The organism is Candidatus Enterococcus wittei (assembly GCF_002140175.1).
In the GTDB taxonomy this organism is placed as follows: Bacteria; Bacillota; Bacilli; order Lactobacillales; family Enterococcaceae; genus Enterococcus_B; species Enterococcus_B wittei.
In genome coordinates this window covers 545856-561727 of record NZ_NGMO01000002.1, presented here as the reverse complement: position 1 = coordinate 561727, position 15872 = coordinate 545856, and the positions used below count along the sequence as shown (strand labels likewise).

Here is a 15872-nt window from a genome sequence, read left to right as displayed (position 1 = left end):
TCTACCAAAAAAGCCGAAACTCTCCAAAATAGTTTAAGCTACTTTAGGAGAGTCCGGCTGTTTTCAATTGGTTACTTTTTTACTGTGGCTGATTCGGATTAATTTGATGAAGTTTTTCCACTAAAGTTCGATGTTCTCTTGGCCCTGTTGATTCTGGCGCTTTATCTAATTGTTTGATCATTGCCAATTCTTCCTTTGTTAGGTGAAAATCGAAGATGTTGAGATTTTCTTTCATTCGATCGACATGAACAGATTTAGGAATTGTAATGATTCCTAACTGTGTCTGCCAACGTAAAATGATCTGTGGCACACTTTTGTTGTATTTTTGAGCCAATTTCTGTAAGACTGGTTCTTCAAAAATCTGCTCTTTCCCTTGATTGAATGGACTCCAAGCTTCGGTGGCAACATCAAAATAGGCTGCCGTTTCACGTTGAAGTGTTTGCTGACGATAAGGATGTTGTTCGATTTGATTGACTACTGGTTTGATCCGATTGTTCAAGATTAAGTCAGTTAAGCGACCGGTAGAAAAATTGGAGACACCAATCGCTTTTACTTTCTCATCTTCGTACAATTCTTCCATTGCCCGCCAAGCACCATAATAATCATTATAGGGTTGATGGATTAAAAATAGATCAATATAATCCACTGCTAATTTCTGCAAAGAACGTTCGTAGGCTTTGTAGGCTCCTTCATACGAAGCATCAGTGACCCATAATTTCGTTGTGAGGGTGATTTCTTCTCTGGGGATACCACTTTTTTTGATGGCTCGACCAACTGCTTCTTCATTATAATAAACAGCTGCTGTATCAATCAGACGGTAGCCAGCATTCAAAGCTTCCAACACTACCTTTTCACATTCTTCTTGATCCCATATTTGATAAACACCAAATCCCAGTATCGGGATGGTTAATCCGTTGTTCAGTGTCCGTGTCTCCATCTATAACATCCTTTCTGATACGAGGATTATTTAGTCAATGCGCTAACAACTTCTTTCCCTAGTAGCTGAGCTGATTGAGGATTTTGGCCTGTAAGTAGCCGTCCATCTACATGAACCACTTCTGAAAAAGCTTTGCCTGCTTGATAATCAGCACCCTTTTCTTTCAGAGAATCCTCTGTCAAAAATGGAACAGCATCAGTTGTTCCATTCAGCTCTTCTTCTTCATTACTAAACCCTGTCACTGTACGTCCTGTTAAGATAGATTGTCCTGTTTCATCAACTACAGGTAAAAGTCCTACAACACCATGACAAACCGCAGAAACGATCCCATTATTTCGATAAATAGTCGAAGCAATTTCACCTAATTTTTCAGAACCTGGAAAATCCCACATTGTGCCATGACCACCAGCATAATAGATGGCTGCGTAATCATCGGGATTCACTTCATCTGGACGTAAAGTATTTCCTAATGCATGATTGCGAAAGTCTTCGTCTTGATAATAAGTCCAATCAATATCATCCATGTCGATCACACTTTTTGGTTCTAAAGGAACATACCCTCCATTTGGACTGACAAAATCAGCCTTTATTTCATTTTTGACTAAAACATCATAAAAGTGTGTCAATTCACTTAACCATAATCCTGTTGGTCGCTTGATATCTGCATATTTCTCTACGTTTGTTAAAACCACTAAAACTTTCATTCCATCCTCTTCCTCCTATATGTTAATCGTTGATTGGTAACGTCTGTCTAAAAAATTATACAACGGATTCGGTAAATATAGTTCTTTATACGCTTCTGCGAATGGTTTGGTCACAAATTTATCATCTTGATTTTCTAATAACTTGATTGCCCATTCTGGATCCACAAGCATTTGCTGTCCGATTGCGACTAATTCTGCATGTGCTAAAACTTGTTGTACATCGTGTCGGTTGCGGACATTACCTACACCGACTAGAGGGATTTTCCCTTGAATTGCTTCATGGACATACTCAAGAATAGATTTTTGATCGTAAGTGTCAGAGCGTGCGACACGATCATACGTATTTAAAGAAACGTGAAGGTAATCTAGAGTCGTTTCACGTAATTGTTCCAACAACCACAAAGTATCTTCAAAACGAATCCCTGGTGTTTCAAATTCTTCTGGAGAAAAACGGTAGCCAACAATAAAAGGTTTTTTCGCATAAGTCTTCACTGATTGAAAGACAGTCTTCAATAATTCTTCAATAAAGTGATACCGTTTTTCTAAAGTGCCACCCCATTGATCTTCACGTCGATTCGAATGCGGTGAAAAAAATTGTTGAATCAAATACGTATTGGCCCCATGTAATTCAATCCCATCAAACCCTGCTTCAATGGCTCTTCTTGTGGCTTCCCCGAAAGCTCGGATCGTTTCAGTCACTTCTTCTTCGCTTAAAGCACGAGGAGTTTCTGCATCTGGACGTTCTGCTGGAACAGCGCTAGCCGAGACAGGTTGTTCACCCGATAGAGTGGCGCGATTCGTCATACGTCCCCCGTGGAAGATTTGGATGATCGCTTTTGCACCTTGTCCTTGAATTGCTTGAGCTAACTCACTTAGTCGAGGAATCATCTCATCATGTGCGATGCTTAATTCACCCGGCCATCCCTTACCGATATCCTGAACATTCGCAGCCCCGGTAATGACTGCCCCTAAACCCTTGGAACGTTTCGCGTAGTATTCGATTTCATCTTGTGTGACTACGCCATTGAAAAAGCTAAGCTGTGTTGTCATTGGTGACAACATTAAACGATTTTTCAAGGTAATACCTGAACGGAATGTGATTGATTCATTAAAATTTGGCATTGCTCTTCCTCCATTACGATTTACTTTTTGTAAATGTTTCTTATGATAATTAAAACATACATTTAGTTGTACATGCAAACGTCATGCGTAAAAAATTTTATTTTTTTTGTAATTTAGTCGTTGCTTCATTGAGTTCTTTTGCTAATTGTTCACTTACATCTGTACCTAAAACAGTCTTATATGCTTGATGAAGTTCATCCCAACTACTGTCGATTTCTTTCACAAATCCACGTCCTACATCCGTTAAATAAACGAGAGATAACCGCCCTTCTGTGACTGTTTTGACGTACCCTTTATATTCTAATTTTTCCACAAAACGGGCAATGGTTGAAGGAGCCGCATATAACATTTTAGCAATCTCTTTTTGTGGGATGCCTTCTTTTTCTCTTAAAATCAACAAAATAAAGCCATAAGTTGGCGCAAGTCCTGTTTTCTTGAAAGCTTCATCGGCTAATTTATTCAATACTCGATCTAATTTTTTCACACTAAAAAACAAACATTCTTCTAATGATCGTTCCACTGATTTCCCCATTTTTACACCTCCTGTTAGCGTACATATCATATTATGTTTTCTACGATTTGTCAAAAAGGATAGTTATTTCATAAAGATGGCTTTTGGTCACTTTCTTAAATACAATCTTTCAGACTAAGGGAAGAAATAGAAACAAATGAACTATCAAAGCGCTGATAAACGGTGTGCCAATAGTTGATCCAAAGTGTAAGAACAAGAGGCTGGGACAGGAGTGGTTAACTCTGAGAAATAAGAATGAGTTGCTCTGATTTCGCCGTTTATACGTATTTAGAGCGTGAAACAAGAGTAAATCATACTTTTGTCCCACGCTCTTTCTCACTACTTAGATCAAAACGTTGTGATCACAACCTTGATAAACGGTATTTTATTTGCTGCTTCTTGCTATTAAAAACAAAACTCGTAAAAAGAAAAAACTGATTTCTCAAAGGTCATTTTAAGTCCATTTCTGACAAGCTCATTCACAACCTAAGATATCCCGTCTTAACAATCAAAACAACATACTTTTGTTCCCTGTTTCTGGTTTAAACTTTATGTCCTTAAAACAAAGGCTTCATAAGGACATAACTTCACTTCCCCAGTTGGTAATTCTATTTGATAGTTTGATAGAATAACTTCCTTTGCTTCACGTGGAACAGTCAACTGATTTTCTTCTTCTGAAACATTGCAGACAATCAACCAACGTTCTTGACCAAGTGTACGGTAATAAGCAAAAACATCTGGAGGCGTTTCAGTGAGTAACTCATAATCTCCCCAAACAACGATTTCATTCTTTTTACGAAGTTCTATCAACTGTTTGTACATATGAAAAACCGATTCTTTATCGGCCATTGCTTGCTTTGCATTGATTCTGGGATAATTAGGGTTGACAGGAAGCCAAGGGTTGCCTGTTGTAAACCCTGCATGGGCTGTCTCATCCCATTGCATAGGTGTTCGTGCATTGTCTCTTCCCTTGGCATTAATCGAACGCAAAATCTCTGATTCACTGTAACCTAAAGATCGTCGCTCATGATACATATTGATGCTTTCAATATCTGCCACTTCCGAGATATCATGAATTAGATGATTCGTCATTCCTAGCTCTTCCCCTTGGTAGATATATGGGGTTCCCTTCATCAAGTGCAATAAGATAGCAAACATTTTTGCGCTTTCTACACGATATTCTTGATCATTGCCCCAACGAGAAACGATTCTTGGCAGATCATGGTTATTCCAAAATAGGCTATTCCAGCCTTCTTCACCTAACGAAGTTTGCCATTTTGATAACACTTGTTTTAACTCTGGGACAGCCATTGGCTTCAGATCCCACTTTGCTTTTCCTTCTTCCTGATCTAAGCTCATGTGTTCAAACTGAAAAATCATAGATAGTTCTTTACGTTTTGGATCGGAATAAAGTTTAGCGATTTCTGTTGTGGCTCCCCACGTTTCTCCGACTGTCATCAGATCTTTATCGCCAAATGTCGCACGATTCATTTCTTGCAAATAATCATGTAATTTGGGGCCATTGTTCGTAATTTCTTTGTCGGGAACTTTCCCAATTGTATCGATAACATCCATTCGAAATCCACCGATCCCTTTATCGATCCAAAAATTCATCATTTGATATACTTCTTGCCGCACAATTTCATTTTCCCAATTCAAATCTGGTTGTTTTTTACTATATAAATGCAAGTAGTATTGACCTGTTGTTTCATCTAATTCCCAAGCAGGTCCGCTAAATATCGAGCGCAACTGATTAGGCACGTCTCCCTTCACAGGATCTCGCCAAATATAGTAGTCTCGGTAAGGATTATCTTTACTTTTACGTGCTTCGATAAACCACCGATGCTCATCCGAGGTATGATTGACAACGAGGTCTAAAATAATCTTAATCCCACATTTCTTAGCTTCAGCAATCAATTTTTCCATCTCTACCATTGTACCGAATTCTGCCATGATTGCCTCATAATCGCTAATGTCATAACCATTATCATCATTTGGTGATTGATACACAGGAGAAAGCCAGATCGTATCGATCCCTAAGTATTCTAAATAATCCAATCGTGAGATGATCCCTTTTAGATCGCCGATCCCATCGCCATTCGTATCCTGAAAACTACGTGGATAGACTTGATATACAACTGATTGATGCCACCATTTTTTTTCCATAGTTCCCTCCAATTTATGAATTCTTTCACTCAACACTGAAATTGTAACGCTTTCAAAACCGAGAGTAAACAATGATTTTTGAGGGGAAAACACGGCTAAGATCGAAAAGCTTGTCAACTTGCGTTTTTGAGACAAAGACTAGGGGAATGTTACCGATAACAATAATTAAGTAACAAAGTAGGCGAAAGTGAACGAACTTACAGAAGTATCTAGAATACAAAATCAACTTTCCTTTTTCATTTTTTCAGTGATTTATCCAAGAACCATAGTTGCTATCATATTCTCCAATTGTTTTCCTTGAAGATAGTTTATTCAATCCCCATTATCATTGAATTCCAAAAAGTGTTCCTACTGTTAGTTTTAGATTCAAAACCTTTCCTCAAAAAATTGTACAAAAAATAAGCCGACGAATCTCGAAAACAGAAAGAACGATTTTCGAATTCTTCGACTTATTTAACAGGATTACATCATCCAAATGATCTATTTTTTAGCTGACATTTAAAATCCACATAAATCCAATAAAAACAAAGAAAAGCACATACATAATCGGTGAAACTTCTTTTCCTCTTTTAGCTGCTAACATAGTGATCGGATAGAAAATAAAACCTAAGGCAATCCCATCTGAAATACTATAAGTCAGCGGCATACCGATCAAGATCAAGAAAGCAGGAATAGCAATTTCCATCTTGCCCCATTCGATTTGACGTAAAGATTGTGCCATCAACACACCCACCAAAATCAACGCAGGTGCAGTTACTTGGGAGGTTACTACAGATAATAACGGAGAAAAGAACAACCCGAATAAAAATAAGATTCCTGTTGTAATAGCCGTCAGCCCAGAACGTCCACCAACTGCAATCCCAGCAGAAGATTCAACAAAGGCCCCTACTGGTGATGTTCCTAATAATGAACCTGCCAACATAGCTGTAGAATCAGAAGCTAATGCTTTCCCTACACGAGGCATTTTATTATTTTGCATAAAACCAGCTTGATTCGCAAGACCGACTAAAGTTCCTGCAGTATCAAAAAATGTGACTAGTAAGAACGTCAAGACAACGACCCACATTTGTAACGTGTTGATATCCCCAACATGCTTCAAAGCCACTAGAAAAGTTGGTTTTAAACTTGGAGCTGCTGAAACGATCTGGGACGGAATAGGAATCAGTCCTGTCACCAACCCAAGTATTGTGGTGGCTGCCATCCCGATAAAGATCCCACCAGGAATACGACGTACCATCAAAATCGCTGTAACTACTAGACCAAAAATAGTTAACCACGTAGAGCCGACTGTCAAAGAACCTAGACCAACCAGTGTCGATTCATTTGAAACGATAATGCCGCCTTCACTTAACCCTAAAAAGGCAATAAATAATCCAATTCCACCAGATATGGCAAATTTCAAATCTGTCGGGATCGCGTCAATGATCATTTCCCGTAATTTAAAAATCGTGATTAAAATAAAAATCAGTGAAGCAACAAATACTCCAGCTAAAGCAGTCTCCCAAGGTATACCCATCCCTAAACAAACAGAGTAGGCAAAAAATGCATTGATTCCCAGCGCTGGTGCCGTCCCGATCGGATAACGTGCTAATACCCCCATCAAAATACATCCGATCGCACTAGCGAGTGCTGTCGCAGTAAACACGGCTCCTTCATCCATACCAGATGCACCAAGTACTGTCGGATTAACAAATAAAATATATGCCATAGAAATAAATGTAGTGAATCCTGCTAAGATCTCGCGTCTGACAGTTGTATTCAGTGTTTCAATCTCGAAGTAGGAAAGTATCTTTTCTTTCATTCTTCATCCCCCTAAAACCGAACATTTATCAAAAAGTTCTTTGAATTTAGTTTTATTAATAAAACAACGTGTTTAATATTATCCCAAATAAGGATATAAGTAAACAAAAAATTCAGATTTTGATTAAAATCCGAACATTCAAACATATTTATTCTACTTGTTCAGATAGAGATTCTCTAAAAGAATGATTGAGTGCCAACGGATTAGTCTTCCGCTCATCTAGCCAGTACTCTACTTTATTTGAAATCCAACTCATTTATTTAAAAAATAAAGTGCTATTTTTCAGTGATGGAGAGTTTCGTTTACCTACTTTTATTCCTGGGTTATAAATTGCCGGCCTTGCCAATGACAAAATAATTTCCTTCTGGATCAGAAAAGTTAAAGGTGAGTAGTCCATTGTTCTCGATCATTTCACCAGCCGTTTCAATTTTTTCATATAAAGCTTCAAATTCTTTCGTAAAGAAAATGATCGATGGAGGTGGTCCTAAGACTTCAGGAGAAAATCGTTGAACAAAAGCCTTGGGAAAGATAGCCAATTCAAATTCTTTTGATAGACGTAAGACGATGCTGTGATCTCCTTGTGGCAATTCGATAGTCTCAACAGTTTCAGCACCAAGTTGCTCGATAAAAAATTGACTGATCTTTAGCACATCTTCTGCATAAAGCATCACACGAGATTTGTAGAACATTCATAACCCCTCCTCTAATTAAAAGCTGAGTTTCATTATATCATGAAAGCGGAATCGACTCTATTTAGCTCCATCAAGGAAAGGAGATATTTTTTATGAACGTTGTACCTCTCGCTAATTTCTATCTTTTATCTGCAGTTTTTATTAATTAGCCGAGAACACCCGTGATTTCAATCATGGGATGAATCGGCTTCAGTTGTGACCTAGCTTTAGCTAGGTTAAACAACTGACAAATATAAACAAAATAATACAAAAACACCTTACTGTTATTGATTTTGTAGAAATACACATATTAAAATAATCATGAGGTGTTTTTGTATGTCAAAAGTTCATTATGGGCGTGGCTACGTCTATTCTATTCAATATCATCTTGTTTGGTGTATAAAATATCGACAGGATGTTTTGTATGACCAGATAGACATTGATATCAAACAGTTATTGAATCAAATCGCTGATGATAATAATATAAAAATTATTGAAATGGAATCAGACAAAGACCCTATCCATTTACTGATTGAGTGTACTCCTCAACACTATATCCCTAGTATTGTTAAAGCTTTTAAAGGTGTATCCGCTAGTCTCTTATTAAAAAAACATCCTGAACTTAAACAACGTTTTTGGGGTGGACATCTTTGGAATCCAAGTTACTTTGTAGCTACTGTTAGCGAAAATACAGAAGAACAAATTAGGATATATAGACAAAATCAGAAAAAGAAATGAGGTGAATCCGTATGTTACCACATAAAGCTTATAAATTTAGAATCTATCCAAATCAAGAACAAAAAATATTGATTGTTAAAACTATTGGTTGTTCAAGATTTGTCTATAATTATTTTTTGAACTTGTGGAATCATGAATATACGACTACTGGGAAAGGATTATCTTATCATTCTTGTTCTGCTATGCTTCCACAAATGAAAAAAAATGTAGAAACAATTTGGTTAAAAGAAGTTGACAGTATTGCGATTCAATCATCATTGAAAAATCTTTCTGATTCCTTTTCTCGATTCTTTAAAAAGCAGAATAAACGACCACGATTTAAAAGTAAGAAGAATCCTATCCAAAGCTATACAACTAAAAATGTAAATAATAGTATTGAAATTATAAATAATTTTGTGAAACTACCTAAGTTAGGTCTTGTTAAGTTTGCGAAAAGTCAAGAGCCCAAAGGGCGAATCTTACATGCTACTATTCGAAAAAATCCAAGTGGTAAATTCTTTGTTTCTATTCTTTGTGAAGAAGAAGTTTACAAACTCCCTCAAATGAATGCTGCAATTGGTATTGACTTGGGTATTACTAATTTTGCGATTCTTTCTGATGGTCAAAAAATGGATAATCATCGATTCACTTCTAAAATGGAAAAGAAACTAAAACGTGAACAAAGAAAATTGTCTAGACGTGCTTTGTTAGCCAATCAAAAAGGTAAAAATATTTTTGAAGCGAAGAACTATCAAAAGCAAAAAGTGGCTCGATTACACGAAAAAGTAATGAACCAACGTACTGATTTTTTAAATAAACTCAGTACAGACATTATCAAAAACCACGATATTATCTGTATTGAAGACTTAAATACAAAAGGTATGTTGCGTAACCATAAATTGGCAAAAAGTATTTCTGATGTTTCCTGGTCAAGTTTTGTGTCTAAGTTACAATACAAGGCTGACTGGTATGGACGAGAAATCATTAAAGTTGATAGGTGGTTTCCATCTAGTCAAATTTGTTCCAAATGCGGACATAAAGATGGCAAGAAATCTCTTGAAATTCGAGAATGGACTTGTCCTATTTGTCATACTCATCATGATCGAGATATCAATGCTAGTATTCGTGACTTTAGTCATGAGAGGTTCAATTATATGGCTTTCTTATAAAAGTATTTGGCAACCATATAAGAGATCCCCATAATCAAAACCAACCAAGCCATGGCTCCCCAAATTTCTCTTCCTACACTTTGGTCAGCAAGCAATCGGCGAATGCTATCTACAATAGGTGTCACTGGTTGATTTTCCGCAAAAACTTTTACAACGACAGGCATAGTATCCGTTGGTACAAAAGCTGAACTTAAAAATGGTAGGAAAATCAATGGATACGATAGAAGCGTTGAACCGGTCATGGTTTTGGCTGAAATCCCTGGAATGACCATAAGCCAAGTCAATGACAAGATGGTCAACAACAGAATCCCTAAGACTGCCAACCAATTAACAAGTCCTGCACTTGAACGAAAACCTAACAAAAATGCGACGAAGAAAACAACGATTAAAGAAATAAAATTACCAATGATCGAAGTAAGGACATGTCCCCATAAAAAGGAAGCTGGCCGAATCGGCATCGATTTCATTCGTGCAAACATGCCTTTTTGTTTATCTTCATACAGACGATAGCCAACATAGGAAACTCCAGAAGCCACTGTCATCAATAATATCCCTGGTAAAAGATAATTGATATACGTTGTGTGATCACTGATGGAAAGTCTCAAAGCTCCACCAAACACATAAACAAAAAGCAGTAAGAAACAGATAGGCATCACGGCAGTGGTAATGATCGTATCAGCGGATCGGGTAATATGTTTCATGGTTCGATTAAATAAAATCAACGTATCTCTTAGCATGTTAGATTCCTTCCTTATTATGAATGATGGCCAAGAAGATTTCTTCTAAACTTGGCTGCTTTTCTACGTACTCTACTTTGGGACTTGGAAATAGTTTTTTTAATTCTTCGATCCGGCCTGTGCTAAGAATGATACCATTATGTAAAATAGCGATACGATCAGCTAATTTTTCTGCTTCATCTAGATACTGAGTGGTGAGAAAAAAAGTCGTGCCATCGGCTGCTAGTTCCACAATCATCTGGTAAATTTCTTGTCGGGCTTCTGGGTCCAAACCAGTCGTAGGTTCATCTAAGAAAATCAAATCTGGTTTGCCAATCAAGGACATCCCGATATCGATTCTTCGCTTCATTCCACCAGAATAAGTCCCTACCGGTTTATCTGCCGCTTCTTCTAAACTAACTTTTTTCAACATTTCATCTGCAACAACCTTTGGCTCTTTTTCTCTACGAAGTTTTGCGATCAATTCGAGATTTTCTCGCCCAGTCAAAATCTCATCCACGGCTGTAAATTGACCTGTTAAGGAAATAGACTGACGCACATTTCCAGCTTCTTTTTCGACATCAAACCCGTTGATACTTGCTTTTCCTGCATCCATTTTTTCTAATGTAGCAAGGATGGAGATCAACGTCGTTTTCCCTGCGCCATTACTCCCTAGTAAAGCAAAAATTTCCCCTTTCTCTACTTGAAGATCGATCCCTTTTAGCACTTCTTTTTCTTTGAAGGCTTTTTTTACTCCCTGAACTTCTAGAATATTCATCCTACTTCCCATCTTTCTTTAAAGATTTCTCTACATTTTTTGACGCTTTTTTCTTAGCATCATCTAACCATGATTGGGTCTGGATAGAGCGACGATAGTTTTCAGCAAATTCACCGACATCTTCTCCAATATAATCTAATACAGGGATGTCACTAGCTGCTCCTTCTTCCAAAAAATCAATCAAGTCATAAATTCCATGAACTGTATCCATCCCACTACCTGCGGAAAAGCTAAAAAGATAATTTTGAATCTCCTTATAGACGATTCGATAGTCTTCCGGTAATGCTTTGACTCGTTTCATTTGAAGCCTCCAAGTCTTTTTATCCTCTAATTGTTTTTTGATAAAATCCATTGCTGACATCTTTATTTCCCTCCCAGTTTCTTTTGAATTTTTTTGTTCATTTTTTCTTTTTTCTTATCTTCTCTCTTCGTCATCCAAGTCGGGATCTCCGATTCTTTACCAAATCTTTGTGCAAAATCTAGGAAATCGTCACCTGCAAATTCTTTGGCAGAGATCCCTTCTGCTACAGCTTCGTCTAGCACATCAACCAAATGATAAACAGCTTGCATCACATCTAATCCATCAAATCCTCCATAACTTGCCATAAGATAGTCATGGACAGATTGAAAAAGTGTTTGATAGTCTGCTGGCATTTTTTCTACTCTAGCGACTTGTGTCTGATACTCTTTTTTTGTTCTTTCAAATATTTCAAATTCCAGTATTCTTTTTTAATCATTTTTATTCTCCTTTGCAAAGTTTTCTTTCAGTTCTTCTAACTTTCCTGAGAAAAAATCCCATCTTTCCCAAAATTCTTTGCGCTCTTCTTCCCCACGTTCGTTTAAACGATAAAATTTCCGCATAGGCCCTAAATCACTTTTTTTCTTTTCTACTGTCACTAATTCTTTTTTCTCTAAACGAATGAGGATGGTATAAACCGTTCCTTCCACAATCTCTTCAAAGCCCAGTTCTTGGAGGGTACGAGTAATCTCATAACCATATGTTTCTTTATTAGAGATAATTTCAAGAACGATTCCTTCTAAAACACCCTTGAACATCTCAGTCATATTTTTCATTCTTGACTTCCTTTCTCTATCGTTAACTATTCTGTATTACTAACTACCACTACATAGTATTACAATATAGAGTTCACGTCAACTACTTTGTAAAACAAAGTAGTCAATGCCACTTTATTTCTATTAGTGCCATGATTAATCACTTTTCACTCAGTACAAACATATATATCTTTTACAGTAACAAGATATAGCTGAACATCCAATTACGGCGAAAGTTGCTAATGTTCTTACAACTGATTCTCTACAACAATGCAAAATACCGCAAAACATTTTTTCATGTTTTACGGTATTCTTTGTTGATCGCTCTATTATATTGCCAGCCCCATATTCTATGATTGTTTTAAGTGATGATCCATTTCAACTGTGGCTCTTCTGTGCATGTCAGATGCATGGTAGTCCTAGAATGACTACGCGTTTTTTTGAGCTAATCTTTATTTTCTTTTGTTCGGGTATCTTTGCACTAAACGAAATAAATAGTCGATAAACAAAGCAAGTAATAAAAATATACCATAACGAATACCTAGAGACATGTTTCCAAAAAATAAGCGACTAGCTAATTCAAATAAAAAAAAGGTGATAGTTAAATAAATAAATCTCGCACTCTTGAAAAAATCCAATTGAACTTCCCCCTTGATTTACTGACTACGCCAACTAATGATTGCCCATACATAACCATTGACACCCCATTTCCAGCCCGGTTGCTTATTAAACCTTACAATCAGTCCGCGACTCGTATTGATATTTGCTCCTACCGTCCCTACTGCTATTCCTAACCAACCTGCTATGTATTTTCCAATCGTTGCAAACCCCACATACTTTAAAGTGGTGGCAATATAAGAATTCATATATACATCTCTTGTTTCATTATTTACAAAAAAATCTTAGTAGCACCTGCCCGTGAGAGATGCCCCTCATCAAATTGGGCTTGCTGAATTTCTTCTTCACTAAAAATGTCATAAGGATCATATCCTTCACGCTTTAAGATGTCGATCAATTGTTCCATAGATAAATTTGCTAGTTGTGCTAATTCCTGTTCTTCCAGCTCTGTGACCTGTGGCTCAATGTGTTCTACACTCTGTCGCTCACTAGTAGTGGCATAACCAATAGTAGGGCTGTCTCTTATACACATCTAGATGTGTATAAGAGACAGTAGTAGGGCTTCCGATTGACCCTAATAAAATCATACTCATACAAGTAATTCCTATTTTTCTACTAATATTTTCCATATGTTTCTCCTATAATATTTTTATAATATTACTTTATGATAAAAATATAAGTTCTTTTCAAAAAATAATAAGCGGCTCTTTTAAACACATAAGTGACTTTAAATACATTATTTGCCATCTTTTTTGCCAATAAGAATATTCTTATCTTTTGTAACAACAAAGAGACTGGAACAGAATCGGTTAACTCTGGGAAATAAGAAGGATTTCACGAAAATTGCTTTTCAAATTTCTGTGAATGTCCGCTTATTCTCGAAAGAGTTGCTTCTGCTCCCACCGTTTATATGTATTTAGAGCGTGAAACAACAGTAAATCATACTTTTGTCTCACGCTCTTTGTTGATTTATTTAATTGTGATACCACGTTCGAGACTTTAGTAAATCGTGCTTTCTCAGTTCATATTTTATGTTATGTCAAAAAAACACAATACGTAAGTAGTTATTTATTCAGAATACGGTTTGTCGATTCTAAATGTTTTTTTATATACTTTTTTAAAGATAAAAAGATGTTTTTGACCGTTCCTCCAAGGAGCTGACTAATCTACAAGTTCTGCTTCTGGCTGTTCCTTCGTCAATGTTTGTCTGATGCTTGTTACATCAAATGCTTCATTGATTTTTTCTTGCAATGCTTCCATCGCTTTTTCCCCACGCATGGCTTGTTCCTCATTGATTGATTCGATCACTAGTACTGCTTGTTTCGTTTCTTCCGTCAACATTGTTCGTTGTGCTTCTCGCCAATTAAAACAGCGACAAATCGCCCCTTCTTCGTCGTAATAAATAATTTCTTCCGGTAATGCAGGAGCATCTGTTTCTGCACCTAAAGGTAAGAAATTTTCTCCGCCTTGGGCTTTCCCTAAATGAAGATCCCCTTTAATTTTTTCCAAGTCTTCTCCTCCACAAGGAACCCCAAACCGTAAAGAAATACTATTATAGATATCTACAAGTGGGTTGATGGGAAAGAATTCCCGATTTTGGTTAGCCCTTTTTAACAAGGCTTCGATTGAAGAACGTGCACCTTTTTTGGTTTTGAATTTAGAGAAGGCTTGGCGCCATTGAGCAATCACTTCATTTTGACTAAAGTTCTCTTCAGTCAAATAACTTCTTGCTTCCTTCGCTGACTGATTCAGTAATTCGTGATACTGTGTTTCTTTGGATTCTACTCGATGATTATCAATACCTTCAACTGTTAAAATTTCAATTTTTGCATCTGGAAAAACTTCCCAAAAGGTTGGATCTACGATAATTTTTTTCATTTATTTCACCTCATATAAATTTTTCACTAAAATATGGTCTGTTTGTGCATCATCACCCATATAAAAAATATGTTCCCCTTGGCGGATAAAACCATGTTTACGATAAAAGTTTTGGGCAGGCTGATTATGTTCCCAAACGCCTAGCCAAGTAGCTTGCTTTTTCTTTTCTTTCGCTTGTTGCAATGCCCATTCCATTAGTTGCGTCCCAATTCCTTTTGCTTTGAACAAAGGTCTAACATAAATACGTTCCACTTCTAAGAAAGTATCAGGCATTTCTTCCGACTGGGCAGTTCCAGTATTAAGCTTTAGGTAACCAGCCACTTGATCTTCATAAATTGCCCAGAAAAAATCGGATTCGGGATGTGTTAATTCATGTCTCAAACGATTCAACTCATAAGCTTGTGAAAGATAAGCTTCCATATGTTTTTTTGTGTTATATGGTCCAAATGTATCCGTATATGTTTCTATACTTACTGCTTGAAGCAGCTCAACTTCAGAAGGCTCAATACTTTTAATCACTAGTTTCCCCACAACGACATTCCCCTCAATAAATTCTTTTATTCCCTTTTTTTACAAAATTCCAATCTTCACTAACATTTTTTCTTACTTGTTTTAAAAGCAGTAGGAGCTGATCAATTTCTTGGTCGGACAATCCTGCCAGAGCTACTTGTGTTGAGTGCTGGTGTTCCCTCATGATCAGTGGATAAAGTGACTCTCCTTTTTCTGTTGGATATAACTTTTTATTTTTCTTATTTTGTTGATCTGTTACACGTGTGATCAAGCCGTTTTGTTCTAACTTTTTGATTGCCCGTGCTGTAGTTGTTCGATCAACTTTGATCAATTCTGCTACCTTTTCTTGGATGATTCCTGGATTTTCACAAATACGAACTAAATAAAGATACTGACCTCTTGTCAGCGCCACTTCTTTAAATTCGATATTGCTGATTGAATCTAATGCTCGCGCAATCATCCCAATTTCTCTTAAAATCTCTGTCATCTATTCTCTCCTTTAGTGATAATTCTATTGTACT

The 15872-nt window shown here is 36.8% G+C and carries 19 protein-coding genes; 2 read left to right on the top strand and 17 right to left on the bottom strand.

All coding sequences use genetic code 11. The features are described from left to right. Positions 1–79: 79 nt before the first annotated feature. The 7 genes from A5844_RS06845 to A5844_RS06815 all read right to left on the bottom strand — a co-directional run bounded on the left by A5844_RS06845 (position 80) and on the right by A5844_RS06815 (position 7930). Positions 80–937 carry an aldo/keto reductase gene (locus tag A5844_RS06845; protein WP_086284455.1) on the bottom strand — a complete coding sequence of 286 codons (858 nt, stop codon included), beginning with the start codon at positions 935–937 and terminating at the stop codon, positions 80–82. Between the two features lie 26 nt (positions 938–963). Beyond that, positions 964–1641 (bottom strand): type 1 glutamine amidotransferase domain-containing protein, encoded by a 678-nt coding sequence (locus A5844_RS06840; RefSeq protein ID WP_086284454.1) that lies wholly within the window; start codon positions 1639–1641, stop codon positions 964–966. A 15-nt stretch (positions 1642–1656) separates the two neighbouring features. Continuing rightward, complete coding sequence (locus A5844_RS06835) at positions 1657–2763, bottom strand: NADH-dependent flavin oxidoreductase (RefSeq protein ID WP_086284453.1); 1107 nt, start codon at positions 2761–2763, stop codon at positions 1657–1659. Positions 2764–2860: 97 nt separating this feature from the next. Beyond that, entirely contained in the window at positions 2861–3295 is a 435-nt protein-coding gene (locus tag A5844_RS06830) for a MarR family winged helix-turn-helix transcriptional regulator (RefSeq protein WP_086284452.1), read from the bottom strand. 528 nt (positions 3296–3823) lie between these two features. Further along, a complete protein-coding gene (locus A5844_RS06825) occupies positions 3824–5440 on the bottom strand; it encodes a glycoside hydrolase family 13 protein (RefSeq protein ID WP_086284451.1) in 1617 nt (538 codons plus the stop codon). A gap of 487 nt (positions 5441–5927) precedes the next feature. Next, the gene (locus A5844_RS06820) at positions 5928–7241 is read right to left on the bottom strand and encodes an NCS2 family permease (protein ID WP_086284450.1); all 1314 of its coding nucleotides are present in this window, start codon (positions 7239–7241) and stop codon (positions 5928–5930) included. A gap of 323 nt (positions 7242–7564) precedes the next feature. Then, positions 7565–7930: a VOC family protein gene (locus tag A5844_RS06815; RefSeq protein WP_086284449.1), complete on the bottom strand. Its 366-nt coding sequence runs from the start codon at positions 7928–7930 to the stop codon at positions 7565–7567. A gap of 318 nt (positions 7931–8248) precedes the next feature. Here A5844_RS06815 and tnpA point away from each other — a divergent pair, with 318 nt between their 5' ends. Beyond that, positions 8249–8650, top strand: coding sequence for an IS200/IS605 family transposase (gene tnpA / locus A5844_RS06810; RefSeq protein ID WP_086284448.1), 402 nt, complete (start codon positions 8249–8251; stop codon positions 8648–8650). 11 nt (positions 8651–8661) lie between these two features. Then, the gene (gene tnpB / locus A5844_RS06805) at positions 8662–9798 is read left to right on the top strand and encodes an IS200/IS605 family element RNA-guided endonuclease TnpB (RefSeq protein ID WP_086284447.1); all 1137 of its coding nucleotides are present in this window, start codon (positions 8662–8664) and stop codon (positions 9796–9798) included. On the opposite strand, the gene A5844_RS06800 is transcribed toward tnpB, so the two are convergent. The 10 genes from A5844_RS06800 to A5844_RS06745 form a co-directional block, all read right to left on the bottom strand. Then, positions 9780–10535 (bottom strand): ABC transporter permease, encoded by a 756-nt coding sequence (locus A5844_RS06800; protein WP_086284446.1) that lies wholly within the window; start codon positions 10533–10535, stop codon positions 9780–9782. The two genes, tnpB and A5844_RS06800, sit on opposite strands and share 19 nt — an antisense overlap. 1 nt (position 10536) lies before the next feature. Further along, the gene (locus A5844_RS06795) at positions 10537–11292 is read right to left on the bottom strand and encodes an ABC transporter ATP-binding protein (RefSeq protein WP_086284445.1); all 756 of its coding nucleotides are present in this window, start codon (positions 11290–11292) and stop codon (positions 10537–10539) included. A 1-nt stretch (position 11293) separates the two neighbouring features. Beyond that, the gene (locus A5844_RS06790; RefSeq protein ID WP_086284444.1) at positions 11294–11653 is read right to left on the bottom strand and encodes a DUF1048 domain-containing protein; all 360 of its coding nucleotides are present in this window, start codon (positions 11651–11653) and stop codon (positions 11294–11296) included. Between the two features lie 2 nt (positions 11654–11655). Then, positions 11656–12000 (bottom strand): DUF1048 domain-containing protein, encoded by a 345-nt coding sequence (locus tag A5844_RS06785; RefSeq protein ID WP_256924538.1) that lies wholly within the window; start codon positions 11998–12000, stop codon positions 11656–11658. A gap of 21 nt (positions 12001–12021) precedes the next feature. Beyond that, complete coding sequence (locus A5844_RS06780; RefSeq protein WP_086284442.1) at positions 12022–12366, bottom strand: PadR family transcriptional regulator; 345 nt, start codon at positions 12364–12366, stop codon at positions 12022–12024. 635 nt (positions 12367–13001) lie between these two features. Further along, the gene (locus A5844_RS06770) at positions 13002–13211 is read right to left on the bottom strand and encodes a hypothetical protein (protein WP_086284440.1); all 210 of its coding nucleotides are present in this window, start codon (positions 13209–13211) and stop codon (positions 13002–13004) included. Positions 13212–13234: 23 nt separating this feature from the next. Beyond that, on the bottom strand, positions 13235–13495 hold the full coding sequence (locus A5844_RS06765) for a hypothetical protein (RefSeq protein ID WP_086284439.1): 261 nt from the start codon (positions 13493–13495) through the stop codon (positions 13235–13237). Between the two features lie 629 nt (positions 13496–14124). After that, positions 14125–14841 carry a B3/B4 domain-containing protein gene (locus tag A5844_RS06755; protein ID WP_086284437.1) on the bottom strand — a complete coding sequence of 239 codons (717 nt, stop codon included), beginning with the start codon at positions 14839–14841 and terminating at the stop codon, positions 14125–14127. Beyond that, a complete protein-coding gene (locus tag A5844_RS06750) occupies positions 14842–15372 on the bottom strand; it encodes a GNAT family N-acetyltransferase (RefSeq protein ID WP_086284436.1) in 531 nt (176 codons plus the stop codon). 13 nt (positions 15373–15385) lie between these two features. Continuing rightward, positions 15386–15838 carry a MarR family winged helix-turn-helix transcriptional regulator gene (locus tag A5844_RS06745; RefSeq protein WP_086284435.1) on the bottom strand — a complete coding sequence of 151 codons (453 nt, stop codon included), beginning with the start codon at positions 15836–15838 and terminating at the stop codon, positions 15386–15388. Positions 15839–15872 lie beyond the last annotated feature (34 nt).